The sequence below is a fragment of the Proteiniclasticum ruminis genome, assembly GCF_900115135.1.
GTDB lineage: Bacteria > Bacillota > Clostridia > Clostridiales > Clostridiaceae > Proteiniclasticum > Proteiniclasticum ruminis_A.
In genome coordinates this window covers 40070-62251 of sequence record NZ_FOVK01000005.1, presented here as the reverse complement: position 1 = coordinate 62251, position 22182 = coordinate 40070, and the positions used below count along the sequence as shown (strand labels likewise).

The window sequence follows — 22182 nt, the reverse complement described above, 5'->3', positions numbered from 1 at the left end:
TAAATTCTAGTGTTGTTTCAAAGTACAAGTCGGGACTAACGATTTTGACAAAATTCCTCAAGGAGGGAGAGAGAACCATGAGAAAGTGGAAAGTGTTTCGGAAGTTTTTAAGTGTGATGATCGCAGCGCTACTGATTCTGCCTGGTGCAGTGAAGATTGATGCAGCAGAAGCGTTTTATCCTATTGATGCAGAAGATGCGGTTGTTTTAAGTGCAAAAATTGTTGGTGAAACTTCTACCAATGACCACACCTACGCGAAGGCTATTTGGACCAATGGGGACTCCGTCTATCTGATGACGGACAGTACCCATGATATCAAGGAAATCAAGCTGACGGCACCGGGTGGAGTGATCACAGCAATATCCTATACTGCCTATGCAACTACAGATACGGTGAGGGTAGGAGATCAGGTCTTTGCACCGGACTCATCCCAGGGTAACACAAAGTCCTCCCACCTGACTGTAGCAAGATTTTCGCTCAGTGCATTTCTATCCACTCTTGGGCTGAATGGTGGCAATACCTATGGCATCGAAGTTATTTCTGAACAGGGTAAAGGCCATTGGATTTTTGGCACACTTCAGATCACCATACCAAAAGCAAAAGCTGTGGTATCCAAGACCTGGGTGGATGGACCAAAATATGCAGCCTCCATTGATCTGTACAAGGATTATCAGGATGAAACCATCCCGTACACACCAACTGTGGCCAGTTCTTTTGAACTGACAGAAAGCCAGAACACCATGACAAAAGAAGTGGACTATACAGACAATCTTGGAAGAGTGTACACATACTTTGCTGTAGAAAAGAACATACCGGAAGGGTATGCCGCAACCTACAGTGATGTGGTGAAGACATTTGCGAATGGATTCCATGTCTATACCATGAGCATCGAAAATAAATATACACCTCCGCTCATGAACATTGAAGTGACGAAGATCTGGAAAGATGCGGGCGGACCTGCAAGACCAGAGGAAATCACCTTCAAGCTTTTTAAAGGGGTAGAGACAGAACCAGTTATGACCCAGACAGCAGATGCTGATTCAGGCTGGAAGACCACCTTTATGAATCTTCCAAAGACCACCCTAAACGGTTCTCCTATCACCTACCGCGTGGAAGAAGTGCCGGTTCCTGGATACAGCACCGTCATTGATGGGTTTACCGTAAGAAATACAAGAACAGAGAAGTTCGATCTTCCAGTGGAGAAAATCTGGAAAGATGAAGCGGGCACCGCCATGAGGCCAGCCTCTGTAACCTTCAATCTTCTAAGAAATGGGGTTAAGGTTTCAGAAGTCACCTTTGGTGCCAACGAGAGCTGGAAAGGTGAATTTAAAAATCTGGACAAATTTGACGGAAATGGAGATCTATACACCTACACCATTACCGAAAATAATGTGCCTGGATACAACGGCAGCGTGAATGGATTCACCATCACCAACACCAGAACCGGTGTTGTGGATATACCGGTGACAAAAGTCTGGAAAGACATCAATACCAGCGCAAGACCAGACGCGATCACCATTCATTTATTCCGTAACAACGAGCTTTATAAAACTGTAGAGATGAAGCCTGTGGAAGGCACCTGGGCATATACCTTTAAAGATGAGCCTGCCTTTGACGGAAATGGACTCCCTTACACCTTCAAGGTGGAGGAGGACGTTCCTCTTGGATACAAGGGCGCCGTCGTAAAGAATGAGAACGGCAGCTTCACCATCACCAACACCCGAGTCAATGAAATCACCCTTCTGGGAGAAAAGACCTGGCTGGATGATGGCACAGGAAGACCAGAGAGCATTACGGTTCAGCTTCTTCAAAATGGAAGCCCATATAGAAGCGCAGAAGTGGAACCGGATGAAGAAGGCAAATGGCTCTTCAGTTTCAGTAAAGTGCCTGAGTTCAATGAAGATGGCATCCCTTACATTTATACGCTGAAAGAGCTGACTGTAGCAGGATACCTGCCAGACATCGAAGACAATGAAGATGGCACCTTCACCATCACGAACCTTCGTGTTGGGAAAGTGGACATCCAAGGAGAGAAGACCTGGCTGGATGACGGCACAGGACGACCAGAAAGCATCACTGTGAATCTCCTTCAGAATGGCTATCCCGTAAACAGTAAAGAAGTATCACCAAACGAATCCGGAAAATGGCTGTTCAGCTTTATGGATCTGGATGAGTTTGACATGGTGGGACTTCCTTATATCTACAGTGTGGAAGAAGTTCCAGTGGACGGATATAAGAGCACAGTGAAAGAAAAAGACGATGGAACCTTTGAGATTGAAAACTTGAGAGAAGGGCTTGTGGACATCGCTGGAAGAAAGATCTGGAAGGATCAAGGACCTCTATCAAGACCAGATTTCATCACCGTGAATCTTCTTAGAAATGGAGAAGAGATCATGGATAAAGATGTATATCCTGGAGAGTCAGATACATGGAGCTTCATTTTTGAAGATCTTCCTGAGTTTGACGAAAAAGGAATTGCTTACACCTACAGCATCACAGAAGATCCAGTCTCCGGCTATGCGGGTACTGTTTCTGAAGAGAACGGCAGCATTGTCATCACCAACGTTAGAGTCAATGAAATCAACATCCTTGGTGAAAAGATCTGGCTGGACGACAACAATCTGGACAGACCAGACTCCATCACGATTTACCTCAGAAGAAACGGTCTGGAGTACAAGAGCGTGAGTGTGGAAGCGGATGAGGAAGGAAACTGGTCCTTCGCCTTTATGAAAGTGCCTGAATTCGATCAGGACGGACTTCCATACACGTATACCATCGAAGAGGAAGACCTGGACGGATACAAAGAAACGGTGAAGAAGAATGAAAATGGCACCTATACGGTGACAAATCTCTTAGAGGGACTGGTGGAGATTTCTGGAGAAAAAACCTGGCTCGATAACGGTACAGGAAGACCGGAAACCATCACCATAAGACTTCTCAGAAACAATGTAGAATTTAAGAGTACCGTAGTGTCAGAGACCAATGGAAAGTGGATGTTCTCGTTCAAGGATCTTCCAGAATTTGATGAGAATGGAAAAGCCTATGTATACACAATCAAGGAAGACCCTGTGGAAGGCTACAAAACCACCATCACCATGAAAGAGGATGGCAGCTATAACGTAGAGAACTTAAGAGTGGGCATCACCTCCATCGCCGGCAGAAAAGTATGGCTGGATAACGGAGAAAGAGACCCAGAAAGTATTACAGTGAACCTTTTAAGAAACGGAGTAAAAGTGGATGAAAGAGTTGTGACAGCGGACGAAGAAGGCAAGTGGACCTTCAGTTTCAAGGAACTCCAAGCCTTTGACGACAAGGGAATCGCTTATGTCTACACCGTCTCTGAAGATGCCGTGGAAGGATACAAGACCTCTATTGTCAAAGAACAGGACGGAACGTTCACCATCACAAACCTTCGTGAAGGAACCGTAGACATACTGGGTGAAAAGACCTGGCTGGACAATGGAGAAAGAAGCATAGAAAGTGTCAGAATCAATCTTCTTAGAAACGGTGAACCTGTGGACTTCAGAACAGTATCTGAAGGGCAGGATGGAAAATGGACCTTCAAGTTCCTGGAACTTCCAGAATTTGACGAGAAAGGCATCCTTTACACCTACACCATCGAAGAAGAAGCTGTGGCTGGATATGCATCCACCATCAAGATGAATGAGGATGGCAGCTACACAGTTGAAAATCTGAGAACTGGCATTGTCTCCGTATCTGGAATGAAAACTTGGCTGGATAATGGAACAAGAAGCGTAGAGAGCATCACGGTGAATCTACTGAGAAACGGCGTAGAAGTGGATGAAAAAGCTGTTGTGCTTGGAGAAAACGGAGAAGCAAGCTTCACTTTCGGCAACCTGCCGGAGTTTGATGAGAAAGGTATAGCTTATACCTACACCATCACTGAAGATCCAGTGGACGGATACACAACAAAGATCACAGAAATAAGAGACAATTACTTTGAGATTGAAAACTTAAGAGTAGGCTTCGTGGATATCGAAGGAGATAAGGTATGGCTGGATGACAATAATCCGGAAAGACCAGAGTCCATCACCATCAAGCTTATGAGAAATGGCGAAGACTATAAGTCAGACATGATCACAGAAGAAGACGGTTGGAGCTTCTCCTTCCTGAATGAACCGGAATTTGACGAAAAGGGAATTGCTTACACGTATACCATCGAAGAGGAAGACCTTTCTGGATACAGCGAAAGCGTGCTGAAGAATGAAAATGGCACCTTTACTGTCACCAACCTCCGAGTGGGCACCGTAAGAATATTTGGAGAGAAGATCTGGCTGGATGACGGCACAGAAAGACCGGAAAGTATTACACTGAACCTTCTGAGAAATGGCGAACCTTATGACTCAGCTGTTGTATCAGAAGGAGAAGATGAGAAGTGGACCTTCAGCTTCGATGAACTTCCTGAGTTCGACGAGAATGGTAAAGCTTATGTATATACTCTTGAAGAAGAAGCCGTGGAAGGCTACAGCACAAAGATTGAAGATCTTAATGATGGAGAGTACCTGGTCACAAACCTCAGAGTAGGTTTTGTGGATATAACAGGAGAAAAGACCTGGCTGGATGACGGAACAGGAAGACCAGAAAGCATCACCGTAAACCTTCTCCAAAATGGTGAAGAAATCGACGAAGCGGTTGTAACACCAGATGAGGAAGGCGAATGGAGATTCAGCTTCATGGAGCTTCCAAAGTTTGATGACATGGGTATCGCTTATGAATACACCATCACAGAAGATCCGGTGGAAGGATACGAAAGTACTGTAACACCAAATGAAGATGGATCCTTCACCGTGGAAAACCTGAGAGTGGGCATCGTGGAAGTATCCGGAGAAAAGACCTGGCTGGATGACGGCACAGGAAGACCGGAAAGCATCACTGTGAACCTTCTTAGAAATGGAGAGTTTGACAGATCTATGGAAGTCATGGATGTAGAAGGGCTATGGAGCTTCAGCTTCACAGAGCTTCCTGAATTTGACAACATGGGTATTCCTTACACCTACACCATCGAAGAAGTGCCTGTAGAAGGCTATGAAAGCACCGTCACAGAGAATGAGGACGGCACCTTCACTATTACAAACCTCAGAGCAGGCATCGTGGATGTATCCGGAGAGAAGACCTGGCTTGACGATGGAACGGGAAGACCAGAATCCATTACAGTGAACCTCATTCAAAACGGAGAAGAGATTGCTGAAGTACTTGTCACTCCAGATGAAGAAGGAAACTGGACCTACAGCTTCTTAGAACTTCCAGAGTTTGATGAGGAAGGCATGGCCTATACTTATACCGTCACAGAGGATCCTGTAGAAGGATACAATACAAACTACGTGCCAGGCACCTACGATATTCAGAACACCCGAGAAGGCATCGTGAACATCAATGGCCAGAAGACCTGGGATGATCTCTTTGGCAGACCAGCAAGCATCACTGTGAATCTTCTTCAGAATGGAGAAGAGATTAGAGAATTAGTGGTCACCGCCAATGCATCCGGACTATGGCTCTACAGCTTCACAGATCTTCCAGAGTTTACAGAAGCAGGCATCCCATATGTGTACACCATCACAGAAGATGCAGTACCGGGATATGTAGCCACTGTAACAGGCACAAGTATTTTAAATAGACAGCTGAGAGCTACACTGAGCATCATAAAGATTGACGACTTTGACTTCCCGGTGGAAGGTGCAGTATTTGAAATCGCAGATGAAGAAGGCGTTGTGCTCTTTACCGGAACGACAGACGAGGATGGACTCCTTGATGTGATTCTCCCATTAGGCACCTACATTGTGACAGAAATCAGCGCACCAGAAGACTACATCATCGACGATACACCAAAGACGGTGCTGCTGGATGAAGATGGAGAAGTACTGGAGCTCACCGTGGTGAACATTCTTGAAATCGAAGATGTGGAACCACTGCCACTGCCAGAAGAGGAAGAGGAACTGCCAAAAACTGGATCTGAAAATGTCAATTACCTCTATGGATTAGGCTTGATCCTCATTATGGGCGGCGCCGTACTCCTGTCCAAGAAGAAGAGAATTGTAAGATAGCAGCATCTGAAACAACACATATACACATCCAAAGAAGGGGCAGCTGGAAACAGCTGCTTCTTTCTATTGCAGGAAATTGTTATGAGATTCGTAAAAGTAAAAGTTCTCATTTGTGAGATTCTTTTGTGGGGTTTTGAAATGTAATGATTTCATGAAACAGTTTCACAATTCCTTGGGTTAGTGACAACCTTCTGTTATAATTAGAGTTGTTAGTTATGCAATCATTCATTTTGAAGAAGAATGGAAGAAGGAGGAATGGAATGATAAAATTTGAAAATGTATCGAAGAAATTCAAAGACACAAAAGTGCTGAAGGATATTTCCTTCGACATTGAAAAAGGCCAGCTGGTTGTGCTCATCGGGCTCTCGGGCTGTGGAAAGACCACCACATTAAAGATGATCAATAAGCTGATTAAGCCCACTACCGGAAGGATCACCATTGATGGAGAAGACATCTCCAGGAAGGATCCGATAGAATTGAGGAGAAACATCGGATATGTCATACAGCAGACGGGACTTTTCCCTCATATGACCATTCGTGAGAATACAGAGATCATCGCAAAGGTGGAAAAATTGGATCCTGTGAAGATTTCTGAGAAGACGGAGGAGCTCATGGAGATGGTGGGACTGTCTGAAGAATTTCTGGACCGGTATCCCAGTGAGCTTTCCGGTGGACAGCAGCAGAGAGTGGGGGTGGCCAGGGCTTTTGCGCTGGATCCGGATATCATCCTGATGGATGAGCCCTTCTCTGCGCTGGACCCCATCACAAGGACATCTCTTCAGGAGGAGCTTGTGAATCTGCAGAGTAAAGTGCGGAAAACCATCGTTTTTGTCACCCATGACATGTCAGAAGCCATCAAGATTGCGGATAAGATCTGCATCATGGACAAAGGGGAGATCATCCAGTATGATACACCGGAAAATATCCTCAAGTATCCTTCGAATGATTTTGTTTCTGAATTTGTAGGAAGAAACAGAATCTGGGAATCTCCGGAGTACATTCGGGCGGAAGACATCATGATCAATGAACCAGTGACGGTTTCTCCAGAGCTCACCATCGGGAAAGCGCTGGACAAAATGAGGACCATGAAAGTGAACAGTCTTCTTGTGGTGGATGGACCAAAGAAAAGAATGCTGGGGCTCATCAAGCCGAAGCAGATAGCAAAAATGAAAGACAGATCCACTTTAGTGAAGGATCTCATGTTGAGAGACTTTGCTTTTGCTGGAGCTCAGGATTCCATTGTGGATCTTCTCCGGGTGGTGGACGACAACAGTATTTCTGAAATTCCCATTCTCTCTGAGGAAGGAAATCTCATGGGTCTTGTGACGGAGAACAGTCTGGTCACAACTCTCAGTCAGCAGTACTTCGAAGAGGGAGAGGTGATATAGCATGAACGTATTTGATTATTTTAGGAACAACTGGGACCAGGTGCTTCGGCTGACACTGGAGCATATTGAGCTGACGCTCATCGCGGTGGGGTTTGCGGTGCTGGTGGGGGTTCCTCTGGGGATTCTCATCAGTTACTTCAGAAAAGCATCCAAAGGGGTGGTAGGCGGCGCCAATGTGGTGCAGGCCATTCCGAGTATGGCGCTTTTGGGGCTTGCGATTCCGCTCCTAGGCATCGGATCGCTGCCTTCTGTGGTGATTGTCATTTTATACTCGCTACTACCTATCATCAAGAACACCTTCACGGGGATCACCAGTATTGACAAAGGGACCCTGGAAGCGGCCAAAGCCATTGGGCTTACCAAGAGCCAAGTGCTGACAAAAGTTCAGATTCCGCTGGCTCTGCCTGTGATCATGGCAGGGGTTAGAATTTCTGCGGTGACTGCCGTGGGGCTTATGACCATGGCGGCGTTCATTGGGGCTGGTGGACTTGGATTTCTGATCTTCTCAGGAATCAGCACCACCAATAATGCTCAGATTCTAGCGGGGGCCATCCCAGCTGCGGTGCTGGCGCTTCTCGTGGACAATGTTTTCAGTGTGGTGGAAAGTTTGGTGACGCCCATCAGTCTTCAGCAGGGACAAAGAAAGAGCCTTCCTGAAGTGAAAGCCAAAAGAAGAATCCAAAAAGGGATTCTTGGCTCAGTGGCTGCCCTTCTCGTGGTGCTTTTCACCGTCACTGCCATCGGCAGTGGGGCAGGTGGGAAAGAGTCCATCACCATCGGTGGGAAAGACTTCACCGAACAGTACATCGTCGTACATCTCATGGCGGATCTCATAGAGGACCGGACAGATCTTCATGTGGAGAGAAAGCCGAACCTTGGTGGGACCCAGGTGGCTTTCGGGGCCATAAAAACTGGAGACATCGATCTTTATCTGGAGTACACAGGAACCATTTATGGGGATACGCTGGGGTATGCACCAAACTCTGATATGCAGGAGGTGTATGATACCGCAAAGAAGGATCTGAAAGAGCAGTTTGACATTGATATTCTGAAGCAGTTTCAGTTCAACAACACCTATGTGCTCTCTGTGACAAAAGAGACAGCAGAGCAGTACGGGCTTGAGACCATCAGTGATCTGGCTTCTGTGTCTGATGGCTTTACCATTGGATCCACCTTGGAGTTTCTCAACAGAGAAGATGGCATTCTTGGGTTGAAAGAGCATTATGGCATCACCTTTGAAAAAGAAATTGGTATCAATGGGGCGAATAAATACAGAGCCATCGACAGCGGAGAGACGGACATCACAGATGCGTTCTCCACAGATGGGCTTCTGAAAAAATATGACATGGTGATGCTGGAGGACGATAAAAACTTCTTCCCGCCCTATTATGCGGTGCCGGTTTTAAGAAGCGGACTTCTGGCGGAGTATCCTGAGATTTCGCCGGTTCTGGATGAGCTGGGCCAGGTGCTGACCGATGACATCATAGTGGATCTCAACTACCGTGTGGATGAACTGCAGCAGCAGCCTGAAAAAGTCGCCAGAGATTTTCTCATTGAACAGGGGCTTCTGGACGGATAATCAGAATAAAATAGAATAACTATTGGATCTATAAAAGCATCCGGAGTTTACGGTGAGTAAGCTCTGGGTGCTTTTGCTTGTCTAAAGGAGTCTAAAAGGGAGCAGTGCGAAGATTAAATTATACAGTTCTGTATAAAATTTGAACAGACTGTAAATGGGAAATGGACGTTCACTGCGGATTTGTGAATCCTGAGACATTATTTTAGTATTGAAGCCTTAAAGTGAGGTGGGACTAAAGCGATTTGTCTTTACAGATAATACAGAATGTTTGAATAAATTTCTTGAGAAAATAGCAGAAAAATACTGGAGAGTACTAAGAAAGGGCAGATATAAGGATGAATTGCGGAATTTTTTTATTCTGCATTATAGGAAAAATGCAAATAATTGACCAAAAATTGAACGTTAATAAAATATCCAAGAAAACACAAATGAATAATTGATATATTGTCGAATTAATGTAAATAAAATTAGAAATATGTCGATATGCGGTATCATATTTTAATAGCAAGTGTTATTATTTAATTAAATGGATTATTCATATGTGTATAAAAGTAAATCGATGTCGAATTATGGAGAGAGAATTATGAAAACAAGCAAAGAGAACAAAAAAACGAAGCCAACCATGTTCACTTTTTTCAGCACCAGCTTTTTGGTACTGGTACTGATCCTTGCAGTCCTTCTGGCGGGCACAAGGCTCGTGGGGCTCACCCCTTACGCAGTAATCTCAGGCAGCATGGAACCGGAATATCCTGTGGGTTCACTGATCTATGTGGACCAGGTGGAGCCTTCTGAGATTTCCATTGGGGATCCCATCACGTTTGTGATGAACGAGAGCCTGATGGTTGCCACCCATAGAGTGGTGGACATAAAAGAGGATGGAAGCTTCATCACCAAAGGAGATGCCAATAATACGGTAGACGGCACTCCGGTGCATCCGAAAAACTTACTGGGGAAACCACAGTTCTCCATACCGTATCTTGGCTATGTTTCTGTATTTCTCGCATCCGGGCAAGGAAGAATTGTCCTATTGGGTGTTTTGGGAATCCTGGTGCTCTCTCTGCTTCTTCCTGAAGGAAAGAGCAGAGTCGTGAAAAAGGAGGTGGCGGACTGAGAAGTGCTCCCCTGCTGCAATTTGAAATAAATAAGAGAGAGGTGTTTTTTATGAAGAAAAAACTAAGTATCCTGGCTGTCATTGCAATCCTGGCTGTAGCGTCTCTGGCAACCCTGGCGTATCTGACGGATTCCACGAGTGCGGTCACCAATACCTTTACTGTGGGTGATCTTGATATTACATTAACTGAAACCTATACCCAGAACAGTAAGATCTATCCAGGAGCTGTCATTGACAAGACACCTGTGGTCACAGTTTTGGCAAATTCAGAACCATCATATTTATATGTCATGGTAGACAATCAGCTCAGTCCCCATGGAGTACTGAACATTATTCCGGCTAACTGGGTAAGTATCAATGTAAATGGCACGAAAACCATTTATAGGTACAATTCAATAGTCCCACTTAGTGCAAGTGCTCAACCCTTTACTGTATTCTCAACTGTTACATTCGGAACAGGACTTACGAAGACAGAACTCGCAACACTTCAAGGGAAAGACATTGTTATCAAAGCCTACGCACATCAGCAGGCAGGTGTAGACCAGTCGGTTGCCGATGCAGCTGCAATTACGCACTTTACCACACCTTAGTATAAAGGAGGATATAGAAAATGAAAAACAAAAAGAAGATTACGATTCTGGCGCTGAGTCTGATTGCTGTCTTTGCAGCAGCCATGACCTTTGCTTATTTTACAGATCAGTCGGATGAAGTGAAAAACACCTTCACCATGGGTAATGTGGAGATTCTATTAGATGAAGCTCTGGTAGTCCCCACAACAGGTCCTTCTGGTACAACTTGGGCTGTAGATGAGGAAGCGGATCGTGTGCTTTCAAACACCTATGACAATATCTATCCTGGGGCAATTTTACCCAAAGATCCAATGGTAGAAAATACTGGATCCAATCCAGCATATATTAGAGCTAAAGTGACCTTTACAAAGCATGCGGAGTTAGCAGCTGCTATTCCAGACCCTAAGACCATTCTTGGAACTCTAGGTGCTGGGTGGAGCTATTTCGGTGTCGATGGAAGTACATATGAGTTCAGATTTGCAAATGTTCTTCCAGCAGGAGGAATCACAAATCCTCTGTTTACACAAGTAACCATTCCTGCATCCTTAAATAGCGCAGAAATGGAAAGTATTTCCGGATTCCAGATTAATGTCATCGCAGAAGCCATTCAATCACAAGGATTTGCAAATGTCACAGAAGCTTTTGCAGCCTATGATGCACCATAACAGTTGAATATTAAATGAAGAAAATGGAGGAGAATGAAAAATGCAAAGAAATAAGAGAATTATCGCAGTTCTTGCCATCACAAGCATCCTGGCTGTTATGGTCTTCCAGACCTTAGCCTTCTTCACCGCTGAAGACACAGCGCTGAACCGTGTCACCATGGGTAATGTGGCGCTGATCTTGAATGATGATACCATCGATCCTGAGACAGAAGAGATGGAGCCATTCCCAGTGGAAGGGTTTGACCTTGTTATGCCTGGAGATGTCATTGATAAGATCGTCAGTGTCACCAACGATGGAGACAATCCCATCTGGGTCAGAATCAAGCTGGACAGAAGCCTCGTTTTAGAAGACCAATCAGCAGACGTTGACTTTAGTGTGCTCGGGTTGGATCTCAATGAGGAGGACTGGACAGAAGGAGCAGACGGCTGGTTCTACTACAATGAAATCTTAGCACCTGGAGAGACCACAGAGAATCTCTTCACACAGGTGACATTCCCAACATCACTTGGTAATGCGTTTATGAATGCTGAAGTTGAAATTGATGTTCTTGCACAGGGTGTACAGAGCCAGAATAATGGAGTAACAGTTCAGGAAGCTACAGGGTGGCCAGCTGAATAAAGAAACAGTTCTTGAAAAAATATGAAACAAGGATTGTGATCGATGAAAGGAGGATGACGAAGTTTGAAGAAGTTAATGGCAGCTGTCTTATCGGTATTCATGTTCTTTGGCGTCCCTTTTCCTGTTTATGCTTTAGAGCAGCTGACAAGTCCTCAAGAAGTGAGTGCAGAGTCTACGGAAACACTCGCGGAAGAACCCATAATTGAAGAAGAACCGTCGGAAACTCCCGCTCCTGTAGAAGAGGAAAATACAGAAGCGTCAGCTGAAACTCCTTCTGAAGAGGAGAGTAAACCTGAAGAAGAAGCCGCAGAGGAGCCCGATGTGCTGTCCTCTGAGATTAAGCAGGAAGAACCTTCCGAAACTGTAAATGAATCACCAGAAACGAATGAAGAAATCACGGAAATTCCGAAAGAACAGTCCCAGACTCCAGAGCCAACAGAAGAACCTCTTGAAGATCCAGAGGATCTGGAAGAAGAACTGGTTTTATCCGTGAATACAGCAAGAAACTATACAAGAGCAGGTGTTCTTAAGCCTGCTGTGTCTGGTCCAATGGAAACCATGAAGAGCATGAGGTCTGGCAGGATGGCAGCGCCCATGTCCATTGGCGCAGCCTCTGCATTGGATGATCCCAGTGTCTATCTGAAGAAAAGTGCAGTGTATCTGCCGGGAACCCATCAGGTGGAAATCACCCTGGAAGCTTTTGCCACAGGAGAACTCTCCACCATCATCCAGCATATTCCAGCAGACATCGTTCTGGTTCTTGACCAGTCTGGTAGTATGGCTTGGGATATGAATGGAGATGAAGTCACCAATAGAACATTGTACTCGGTCCGTTCCACTTTATATATAAGAGATAATAATGGGACATTGAGAAAGGTCACATTAACAAGAACTAGCAGGGATGGAACCTATACATACTCTTATGTTTCAGGAAGTGGTAATACGATTACGGTGAGTGTGGATGATGAGGATGATGTTCCAAACTGGACTTTCTATAACAACACAACAGCCATCCGCAGAAGAGATGTGCTGAAGGATGCGTTGAGACTTTTTGTGCAACAGGTGAATAGTAGAGCAACCACAAATAATGTCAATCATCGAATATCGATGATCGGATTTGCCAGTGGTAGCAATGACGGATTGAATTATGGAAATACTGAGGTTCTGTCACCTAGCACAGGGAATAACCCCATTACTTGGGGGAACATAACAGATGGGAACTTAGCATCATCTCTTCTCGATGTCCGGGCAAACTATGCCAGATTGAATCAGTCCATCGATTGGATAGAGTCTGACGGAGCTACAAAAACAGATTTAGGCATGGATTTGGCAAGACGAGTATTTAATGGAAACTCGATACCTGTTGGAGAACAGCGTCAAAGAGTTGTGATCATGTTTACGGACGGAACACCAACTTCATTTGCTGATTATGATGTAAATGTTGCAAATGCGACGATTCAGACGGCAAGAACCATTAAAAACAATCTGGGCGCCACATCCTTCACCATCGGAATCTTTAATGGGGCAGATCCAGCTGGAAACAGTAATGAGAACAAGTTTATGAACTATGTGTCCAGCAATTACGAGAACGCCCAAAGCATGACCAATCCAGGTGCTGGCACCTATACAGACAACTTTTATCTCACAGCGAATAACCAAGGTTCGCTGAACAGCATATTCCAAAGCATCTCCAGTCAGATCGGAGGCGCCACCAATGAATCCCTTACAGCGCAATCCAAACTGAGAGACAGGCTCACAGAGCAGTTTGAGTTTTCATCAGGTTTTAATGCATCCAGTGTGGACATCAAAGTCTACAACTATACGGGAAATGGAACCGATTATGAAAGCTCAGCGCCATGGAGCCTTGCAAGTCCTCAGCCTGGTGGTATAACAGCTGTGGTGGATAAACCAAACGGAAAACTGGACATCACAGGTTTTGACTACTCTGCAAACTATGTAGCTTACAGTGAGAGTACAGGACCTAGAGGAAAGAAAATCGTTGTGAAGTTTGTGGTGGATGTGAAAGACGACTTTATCGGTGGAAACCAAGTGGTCACAAACAAACCGGACTCCGGCATCTATACACCGGAAGAAACTTTCGTGGAAGCCTTCCCGGTTCCTGATGTGGATGTTCCATTAAGATACTTGGCACAGCCAGAAGATAAGGGAATCTACATCAGCCAGAGCATCCCGGCCAATGAACTCATGGCAGGCAGCGGCCTGTCCTATAAAACCAGTCCTGGCGGACCACTCTACACGGTGGATGGCATTAACAACGCCTACGCAGACCTGGAGTATATCCTTTATGACACAGACGGTACTACAGTGCTAAGACGCTTCACCATTGGTGCAGGAGACACAATTCTGTCTGAGGAGCTCAATCTTCTTCTAGAAGAGGTGGAAAACAAAGAGTCCACCTTTACTGTGAAGGTGACACCGATCTATACTGGTACGGTGACAGCATCGTCAGAAGATATTGATGCAAACCTGTACGTGTGGGTGCCCAAGGTGACAGCCACAGACCATGAAATCTGGTGGGGTGAACAGACAGATATCATGCAGAGAATGACTTTAAACGGATTTGTGAATTCGGATCCATCTGCAGTAACACCTTTGACCTTAGTACCTGAAGTTACTCTGGAGCCTCAATTTATCGCTGGGTCTACCGTAAACAGCATTCCAGCCTATGAGCCCGAATTTGACTCAACCTTCAAGATCAGACTGTTTATCGGTGCTGAAGAGTATACAAGCTACACCGTGATTGTGCCTGCGGTATCTGGACAGGGTCATGATGACTACCACTTCACCATTTTCGTGAAGAAAGCTGCCTTGACCATAGAAAAGAAATTGAAGGCAGGCAGTGTCCTGGATGAAAACCAAAGTTTCCTCTTCCTGGTGGAAGGACCTACAGGAAACTATCAGGTGGCCATTCAAGGCCTTGGTTCCAAAAAAATCACAGGTCTCAAACTGGGAGACTATAAGGTGACAGAAATCACCAGCTGGTCCTTTAGGTATGACATTGACACCATTTCAATTGAACCAGCAGCAGCCTATAAGAGCAATGTCCCAGATGGAAAAGTAGTGGAACTCAGCAAAGTGAACCATGATGTCACAATGATCTTTACAAACAGAAAAACCTCTGACAAGTGGCTCAGCGGTGAAAGCTACGCGGTGAATCTCCAAGGGCAATCACAAGAAAATGGCACCCTGAGAAGAGAGGAGGAAGATGAAGAATGAAACGGTACCGTAAAATACTTCTAGTTTTATCAGCTGCGGCTGTGATTCTCTTCAGCGTAAATCTTCTCACATCAGCCTGGCTGGTGGACAGCACACAGGAGGAAATAAACACCTTCATCCCAGGCACAGTGACCACCACTGTGGAAGAGGAGTTTGATGGTGAAACCAAAGACAATGTATTTATCAGAAACACTGGGAACATCGATGCCTACATCAGGGCGGCGGTGATACCAGTATGGAAGACGGAAAGTGGAGATCTTTCGGGAACAGCGGTGACTGCAGCAGATTTTCCGGAGCTGCCGATTCTTCCTGGATGGTTTAAGGGGACCGATGGTTTCTACTATCATATCGAGATGGTAGCGCCAGGTGCCCTTACGGAGAAACTCATTGGCACCTTCGAGATGCCAGTGAAAGAAGGTCTGAAGTTTGAGCTCCAGATCATCGGCTCCGGCATACAGGCAGATCCACCAGCTGCGGTGACTGAAATGTGGGGAATCACTGTGAACCCCGATAAAACGCTACAGGGAGGTGGACCATGATGAGGAAAAAATGGACAGTGCTGCTGCTCCTATTTCTCTTTCTTTCCCTAACAGGGGGTAAACCGGTCCATGCATCTTCCGTAACGTATCGGAACCAAGCAGAACTCTTTGTCTTTGTGCCCAACAGCACAGATCTCTTTGAGAATTTCAAAGGACTCATGCCTGGTGATGTGAGAACACAAGAGATCTTTTTAAGGAATGACTCCAGTCAGTTTGTGGACTTCTATCTCAAAATCAATCCTGTAAAGGAAGAGGATGAGGCTCTTCTACGACAGATGACCCTGGTCATCTCAGAAGAAGGGGAGGAAATATTTAGAGAGTCCTTGGACCAGCAAGGGTCATTTGAGAACTATGTGAAAATCAAAGAACTTCTCCCCGAAAGCGAGTTCAGCTGGGATCTCTCTTTAGAGGTATCCGAAGAGATGGGCAATGAGTTCATGGGAAAAGAGGCGGAAGTGGAATGGGTCATCATGATTGAAGAAATCGAAGATGAAGACGTGGATCCGCTGCCGCTGCCGGAAGAGCCTGAAGAACCGGAAGAAGAGGAAGAGCTCCCCAAAACGGGAGAACAGAGAGAAAATTATCTTCTTTATGGCGGAGGGCTGCTGGCAATTGGTATTCTAGTGCTCTTTCTGGACAGGAAAAGAAAAGGAGCATCAAACTAGAGGTCTTTAACTGAATAAGCGTTCTCTCTCCTAAGAAACTGCTTTGTTTGGAGTCATCCCGGGCAGTTTCTTTTTATGTTGCTTCTTTTTAGGAAGTAGGATAATCTGAATACAATGAAATAAAATTTCAAAAGGAGGATGTATGAGCAGCATATTTAGAATCAAGGAAGGGTTTTCTACCTATACGGATACAGAAAAGCGATTGGCAGAGTATATATTAAGCAACAGGGATGAAATCTTGGAAGACAGTGCTCAAGTTCTTGGAGAGAAAGTGAATACTTCAGCAGCTGCAGTGGTGAGATTCGCCAAAAAACTGGGTTTCAAAGGTTTCACCGCTTTTAAAGTGGAACTGGCAAAAGATACCAGTGTGGAAGAGGTCGATTTTGACGATATCATCAAAGAAGAAGATACCATGAATATCATGGTAAAAAAAGCGCAAGCCATCAATCAGAAGAATCTGGAGCAGACCTATAAACTGATCAATCCACAGGTGCTGGAAGATGTGATTGAGAAGCTCATTGGAGCGGAAACAATTTATCTTTTTGGTGTAGGTGGATCTGGCATTGTATGTGATGACTTTCAGAACAAACTGATTCGAATCAATAAGAGAGTTCTTTTTCATAAAGATCCTCACATTCAGCTGGCTGCAGCAGCTCATATCAATAGCAAAGATGTGGCTATTGGTATCAGTTATACTGGAAATACAAAAGAAGTGACAACAGCGCTGAGTCATGCATCTTCTATAGGGGCTTACACCGTAGGGATCACACAGATGTCTAAATCTAAACTTAGTAAGATCTGCTCATCACTTCTCTATGTCCCAACAGAGGAGAAGGAGCTGCGTCTTGGAGCAATCTTATCTAGAAACTCTTCTTTGATTATTACGGATCTTCTATATTACGGTATTACGAAGTCTGACATCAATCAAAGCAAGGAAAGCTTGAAAACCACCAGAAGTATCATAGAAGAACTCAGATAAGCAGCGGTTGCTGCTTTTTTCCTTTACAGATCATCCAATCGTTTACTGAAATAAATTTTTAAATTAATTTCACTTTATATTGAAATTTAATTTCAATGCGATTATAATGAGTTTAAAGAAAAGGAGTGTGAAGAAGTGATAGATCTAAACCTTTTAGATACGGAAGGAATCAATGAGAATTCCAGAAAAATCGATCAGCTAAGCACCTATGAGGTTCTTGAAACCATTAATGATGAAGATCAGAAGGTTGCAGCGGTGATCCGGGAGAACCTCGGCAGTATCGAAGCGGCTGTAGAGGCAATATTTAAGAAAGTGAAGAATGGGGGAAGACTCATTTATATTGGAGCTGGTACATCTGGTAGACTTGGTGTGCTGGATGCCTCAGAGTGTCCTCCTACCTATGGTGTTTCAAAAGAACTTGTTCAAGGAATCATAGCAGGTGGCGTGGAAGCTCTTCAAAATGCCATAGAAGGTGCTGAAGATGTTGAGGAAGGAGCTCTGGAGGACCTGAAAGCCATTGGCTTCAGTGAGAAAGATGCTCTTGTTGGGCTTGCTGCCTCAGGAAGAACACCCTATGTTCGAAGCGCCATTGTTTATGCCAATGAATTAGGAGCTGTCACAGCATCGGTGAGCTGTGTAAAGAATGCAGTGATTTCAGAAGTAGCGCAGTATCCAATTGAAGCTGTTGTGGGACCTGAAGTCATTACAGGTTCTACGAGAATGAAAGCAGGAACAGCACAAAAGCTTATACTTAATATGATTTCAACAACGATCATGGTGAAGCTTGGTAAAGTGTATGGAAATTTGATGGTGGACGTTAGGGCTACCAATGAAAAACTCAAAGTAAGAGCTAAAAGAATCATCGAAATGACCACGGATTTAACAGGAGAGGAAGCGGTTGCGCTCTTTCTTGAAAGCGGTGAATCAGTAAAAGTAGCGATTCTCATGAACAAAACTGGGCTAAGCCGTGAAGAAGCGGAGGTCCTTCTAGATCATTATGATGGAAAAATCCGAAAAGCTATCGAAAATTATGAAAGTAAAGTGAGGGTACAATAATGTCACAAGAAATGGAAATGATCATCTTTAATATCATCAACTATGCCGGAATGGCGAAAGGTCTTGCTTACGACGCATTAAGAGCTGCAGAAGAAGGTAAGTATGAGGACGTGGAAGCTTTCTTGAAAGAATCTGATGAGAATCTTCTGGAAGCTCATAAAGTACAGACTTCAATCATCCAGGCTGAAGCAAGAGGCGAGAAACCAGAAGTGTCAGTTTTGTTTGTTCATGCTCAGGATCAGCTGATGACTGCAATGGAATCCAGAACCCTAATTGAACATCTCATCAAGATGCACAAAAAAATGGATGGCATTAAGTAATGCTTGCCATGGGACTCATGTCCGGCACCTCCTTAGATGGTGTGGATACAGCTCTTTGTGAGATTACGGGCTTCGGAGAAGAAACGAAAATAACCTTAATTGATTTTGAGACCTATGACTTCCCAGAACATCTGAAAAACAAAGTCAAAAGAATCCTGCGAAATGATGAACCGCTGCTGCCGGAACTCACATCCCTGAACTTTGAACTTGGAATGCTTTTTTCTGACGCTGTCGGCAAAATGCTTGAAAAAAATAAGATGACAGGAAAAGATCTGGCTTTTGTGGCGTCCCATGGACAAACCATCTATCATCAGCCAAGGGACATCGGTTCTCTTATGAGCAGTACGCTTCAACTTGGAGAGCCAGCGGTCATTGCTTACAATCATCACGTAGACGTCTATGCAAACTTTCGAGTCATGGATATGGCTGCGGGAGGAGAGGGGGCACCTTTAGTGCCCTACTCTGAAGAGATTCTATATCGTGAAGATCAGAGGAGTGTTGCACTCCAGAATATTGGCGGCATTGGCAATGTCACCGTACTCCCTTCGCGAACCAGTGGTCGGCAGGTGTATGCCTTTGATACAGGCCCTGGAAACATGGTTATTGACGAGGCGATGAAAATACTTTACAACCAATCTTATGACGAAGGCGGAAAAACCGCTCTTTCCGGACATGTGAGCCAAGGAATGTTAGCCCATCTATTAGAACACCCCTATCTGAAGATGAGTTATCCAAAGACCACTGGCCGTGAAGATTTTGGTGAAAGCTACACCAATTCTGTTCTTCAAAGGTTCTCTTCACTGCAGAGGGAAGATCTCATCGCTACGCTGACCTACTTCACAGCAAAGACCATTGCGATGTCTTATGAAGATTTTATTTTTCCCAAGATGCGCCTCGACAAAGTCATAATTGGTGGCGGAGGTGCGCATAACAAAGCACTTTTAAGTTATCTTCGTGAGCTTTTAAATGGAGTAGAAGTGCTTACACAAGAAGATCTGGGATACAGCAGTGATGCAAAGGAAGCCATGGCCTTTGTGATATTGGGAAACGAGACATATCATAGACGGCCGTCCAATGTCATCGGGGCTACTGGGGCCAAAACACCAGTAATTCTAGGAAACCTGACGAAAAATCCGCATGCACATGCTGAACTCAAGAGAGGAAGGGAATAAAATGGCTGCAAAATGGAAAGTGAAAAATGAAGAAAAGAAAGAATATCATCCTGCTCAAGGAGTCACTGACTACAATATACCGATGATCGGGTATCGGAGTGCGTTTTTTATCCTGATGACTTCGTTCACCTCGATCTTACTGGTGCCTGAACTGATGAAATTATTTTTCAAGGATTTCAGATGGAGTACAGTGATTTTATCTTCTTTGATCATCGGCTTTTCTATCATCTTCAGCAATTATTACATTGAAAGAAAGAAGAAAGCAGACCGATGGTTCTATGTCCTAGGTGGGCTATGGAGCCTTGCGGTAGGCGTAGTTCTTTTCTTGTTCTATTATGCAAAAATGCTGTTTTAAAACCAAGGCTTTAAAATTTTAGTTCAAAAATAATATTTTATTTTTAAAATATTATTGCAATGGAAAGCGTTTACTATTATAATTATTTTAAGAAATGGGAAAGGAGAAAAATGATGAAAGTATTATTTGTTTGTTCCCTCGGGATGTCTAGTCAGATTGCTGTCGACGCTCTGCTAAAAGAAGCAAAGAAGAACGGTGTGGATATGGAAGTGAAAGCCGTCAGCACACAGGAATTTGAGGAGGAAGTCACAGGCGATTGGGATGTTGCTATGGTGGCACCACAGATCCGCCACAGATTCTCCTACCTGGAAGAGTTTGCAATAAAAGCAGGCGTTCCTTGCGCACTCATTGAACCAATGGGTTACAGCCCTTTGGGTGGGCCAAGACTTTTAAAGCAAGTCCTCGGTCTCAAGAAATAGTCAGCCATTATAAAATATATACATAAAGGAGAGTACTATGTTCGAAAAAATTTCCACATTTATGGACGAAAAGCTTTCGACTCCCATGGCTAAAGTAGCCGAACAGAGACATCTGAGAGCAATTCGTGACGGTATCATTGCTACATTACCTCTAATTATTGTCAGTTCCCTCTTTATGGTTATCGCATTCCTGCCAAATCAGCTGCCTAAAGACTGGGCACTGACAGAGTTTATTGCTACCAACCAGTTTAAGATTCTTCTGCCATACAGAATGAGCATGTTTATCATGACCCTCTATGCTGTATTTGGTATAGGATACTCCCTAGCTCGTTCTTACAAGCTGGATGGTCTCTCAGGTGGTATCATGGCTGAACTTGCCTACCTGCTGACCATGATTCCAAAGTCTGTTCCACTGGCTTCCCAGGCTGTGAAGGATTTGGCTGCTACTAATCCAGACCTTCAGACTTTCCTGGACTCTGTCTCATTTGGATGGAACCTTCCCATGGGAAATTTGGGATCTGCGGGGATGTTCATTGGAATTATTGCAGCCATCGTAGCTGTTGAAATTTTCAGATTCACTGAAACAAAGGGTTTCAAGATTTCCATGCCACCACAGGTGCCTGCATCTGTTGCAAGATCTTTTGAAGCTTTAGTGCCAACAGCACTGATTCTAGTTCTTATTGCGACCATCACCATGTGGATTGGCGTCGACGTGCACGGTATCATGAGCAAGCTTGTAGCTCCGCTTGTATCCGCCACAGACACACTCCCATCTGTACTGATCATCATTTTCTTAGGAATGTTCTTCTGGACATTCGGTATCCACGGATGGTCTATTGTTGGTACATTGGCTAGACCTCTCTGGTTGACACTCATTGATGTGAACACTGCAGCAGCAGCTGCTGGAGAAGCGATTCCACATATCGGTGCAGAGCCTTTCTATCAGTGGTTCATCATGATTGGTGGATCAGGAACAACCATTGGACTTGCGATTCTGTTCCTTCTGAGATCTAAATCCGCTTACGGAAAGACTCTTGGAAAGACAGCATTCATTCCAGCGGTATTCAACATCAACGAACCAATGATCTTCGGAGCACCTATTGTGCTGAATCCGATTCTGATGATTCCGTTCGTTGTCACACCAATGGTGTCTGCAAGCATCGCTTGGTTCTTCACAAGCATCGGCTGGGTAGGTAGAGTGGTGGCCATCGCACCGTGGACCCTTCCTGGACCAATAGGTGCATACCTTGCTACTGGCGGAGACTGGAGAGGCGCAGCCCTCAATGTATTCCTGATTCTTCTGTCTGTAGTCATCTACTATCCATTCTTTAAGATGTACGACAACAAGCTGAAGGCTGAAGAGTCTGCAGAAGTTGAAAACACTGAAATTGCATAAATAAGTTACTTGGGGGTCTACAGTGTATTGTAGGCCCCTTTGCATATAGAC

The 22182-nt window shown here is 44.6% G+C and carries 17 protein-coding genes; all 17 read left to right on the top strand.

Annotated elements, in window-relative coordinates:
• Positions 1 to 77: 77 nt before the first annotated feature.
• The 17 genes from BM243_RS08865 to BM243_RS08785 all read left to right on the top strand — a co-directional run bounded on the left by BM243_RS08865 (position 78) and on the right by BM243_RS08785 (position 22131).
• Complete coding sequence (locus BM243_RS08865) at positions 78 to 6062, top strand: Cna B-type domain-containing protein (protein ID WP_074912019.1); 5985 nt, start codon at positions 78 to 80, stop codon at positions 6060 to 6062.
• A 260-nt stretch (positions 6063 to 6322) separates the two neighbouring features.
• Complete coding sequence (locus BM243_RS08860) at positions 6323 to 7450, top strand: betaine/proline/choline family ABC transporter ATP-binding protein (RefSeq protein WP_074912018.1); 1128 nt, start codon at positions 6323 to 6325, stop codon at positions 7448 to 7450.
• 1 nt (position 7451) lies between these two features.
• On the top strand, positions 7452 to 9029 hold the full coding sequence (locus BM243_RS08855; RefSeq protein ID WP_074912017.1) for an ABC transporter permease/substrate-binding protein: 1578 nt from the start codon (positions 7452 to 7454) through the stop codon (positions 9027 to 9029).
• Between the two features lie 583 nt (positions 9030 to 9612).
• Positions 9613 to 10140, top strand: coding sequence for a signal peptidase I (locus tag BM243_RS08850; RefSeq protein WP_207646185.1), 528 nt, complete (start codon positions 9613 to 9615; stop codon positions 10138 to 10140).
• 50 nt (positions 10141 to 10190) lie between these two features.
• Positions 10191 to 10730, top strand: coding sequence for a SipW-dependent-type signal peptide-containing protein (locus tag BM243_RS08845; protein ID WP_074912016.1), 540 nt, complete (start codon positions 10191 to 10193; stop codon positions 10728 to 10730).
• Positions 10731 to 10750: 20 nt separating this feature from the next.
• Positions 10751 to 11374: a SipW-dependent-type signal peptide-containing protein gene (locus BM243_RS08840; protein ID WP_074912015.1), complete on the top strand. Its 624-nt coding sequence runs from the start codon at positions 10751 to 10753 to the stop codon at positions 11372 to 11374.
• A 40-nt stretch (positions 11375 to 11414) separates the two neighbouring features.
• Complete coding sequence (locus BM243_RS08835; RefSeq protein WP_074912014.1) at positions 11415 to 11993, top strand: hypothetical protein; 579 nt, start codon at positions 11415 to 11417, stop codon at positions 11991 to 11993.
• A gap of 63 nt (positions 11994 to 12056) precedes the next feature.
• A complete protein-coding gene (locus BM243_RS08830; protein ID WP_074912013.1) occupies positions 12057 to 15230 on the top strand; it encodes a vWA domain-containing protein in 3174 nt (1057 codons plus the stop codon).
• Entirely contained in the window at positions 15227 to 15769 is a 543-nt protein-coding gene (locus BM243_RS08825; RefSeq protein WP_074912012.1) for a hypothetical protein, read from the top strand. The genes BM243_RS08830 and BM243_RS08825 overlap by 4 nt, the downstream gene beginning before the upstream one ends.
• Positions 15766 to 16434, top strand: coding sequence for an LPXTG cell wall anchor domain-containing protein (locus BM243_RS08820; RefSeq protein ID WP_074912011.1), 669 nt, complete (start codon positions 15766 to 15768; stop codon positions 16432 to 16434). The genes BM243_RS08825 and BM243_RS08820 overlap by 4 nt, the downstream gene beginning before the upstream one ends.
• Positions 16435 to 16576: 142 nt before the next feature.
• Positions 16577 to 17413: a MurR/RpiR family transcriptional regulator gene (locus BM243_RS08815; protein ID WP_074912010.1), complete on the top strand. Its 837-nt coding sequence runs from the start codon at positions 16577 to 16579 to the stop codon at positions 17411 to 17413.
• A gap of 135 nt (positions 17414 to 17548) precedes the next feature.
• Positions 17549 to 18469, top strand: a complete 921-nt coding sequence (murQ, locus tag BM243_RS08810; protein WP_074912009.1) for an N-acetylmuramic acid 6-phosphate etherase — start codon at positions 17549 to 17551, stop codon at positions 18467 to 18469.
• Positions 18469 to 18789 (top strand): PTS lactose/cellobiose transporter subunit IIA, encoded by a 321-nt coding sequence (locus BM243_RS08805; protein ID WP_074912008.1) that lies wholly within the window; start codon positions 18469 to 18471, stop codon positions 18787 to 18789. The genes murQ and BM243_RS08805 overlap by 1 nt, the downstream gene beginning before the upstream one ends.
• On the top strand, positions 18789 to 19961 hold the full coding sequence (gene anmK, locus BM243_RS08800) for an anhydro-N-acetylmuramic acid kinase AnmK (protein ID WP_074912007.1): 1173 nt from the start codon (positions 18789 to 18791) through the stop codon (positions 19959 to 19961). Before BM243_RS08805 ends, anmK begins: the two co-directional genes overlap by 1 nt.
• 1 nt (position 19962) lies before the next feature.
• Positions 19963 to 20316: a hypothetical protein gene (locus BM243_RS08795; protein ID WP_074912006.1), complete on the top strand. Its 354-nt coding sequence runs from the start codon at positions 19963 to 19965 to the stop codon at positions 20314 to 20316.
• Positions 20317 to 20429: 113 nt separating this feature from the next.
• On the top strand, positions 20430 to 20735 hold the full coding sequence (locus tag BM243_RS08790) for a PTS sugar transporter subunit IIB (RefSeq protein WP_074912005.1): 306 nt from the start codon (positions 20430 to 20432) through the stop codon (positions 20733 to 20735).
• A gap of 37 nt (positions 20736 to 20772) precedes the next feature.
• Positions 20773 to 22131, top strand: coding sequence for a PTS sugar transporter subunit IIC (locus BM243_RS08785; protein ID WP_074912004.1), 1359 nt, complete (start codon positions 20773 to 20775; stop codon positions 22129 to 22131).
• The last annotated feature ends 51 nt before the right edge of the window (positions 22132 to 22182 follow it).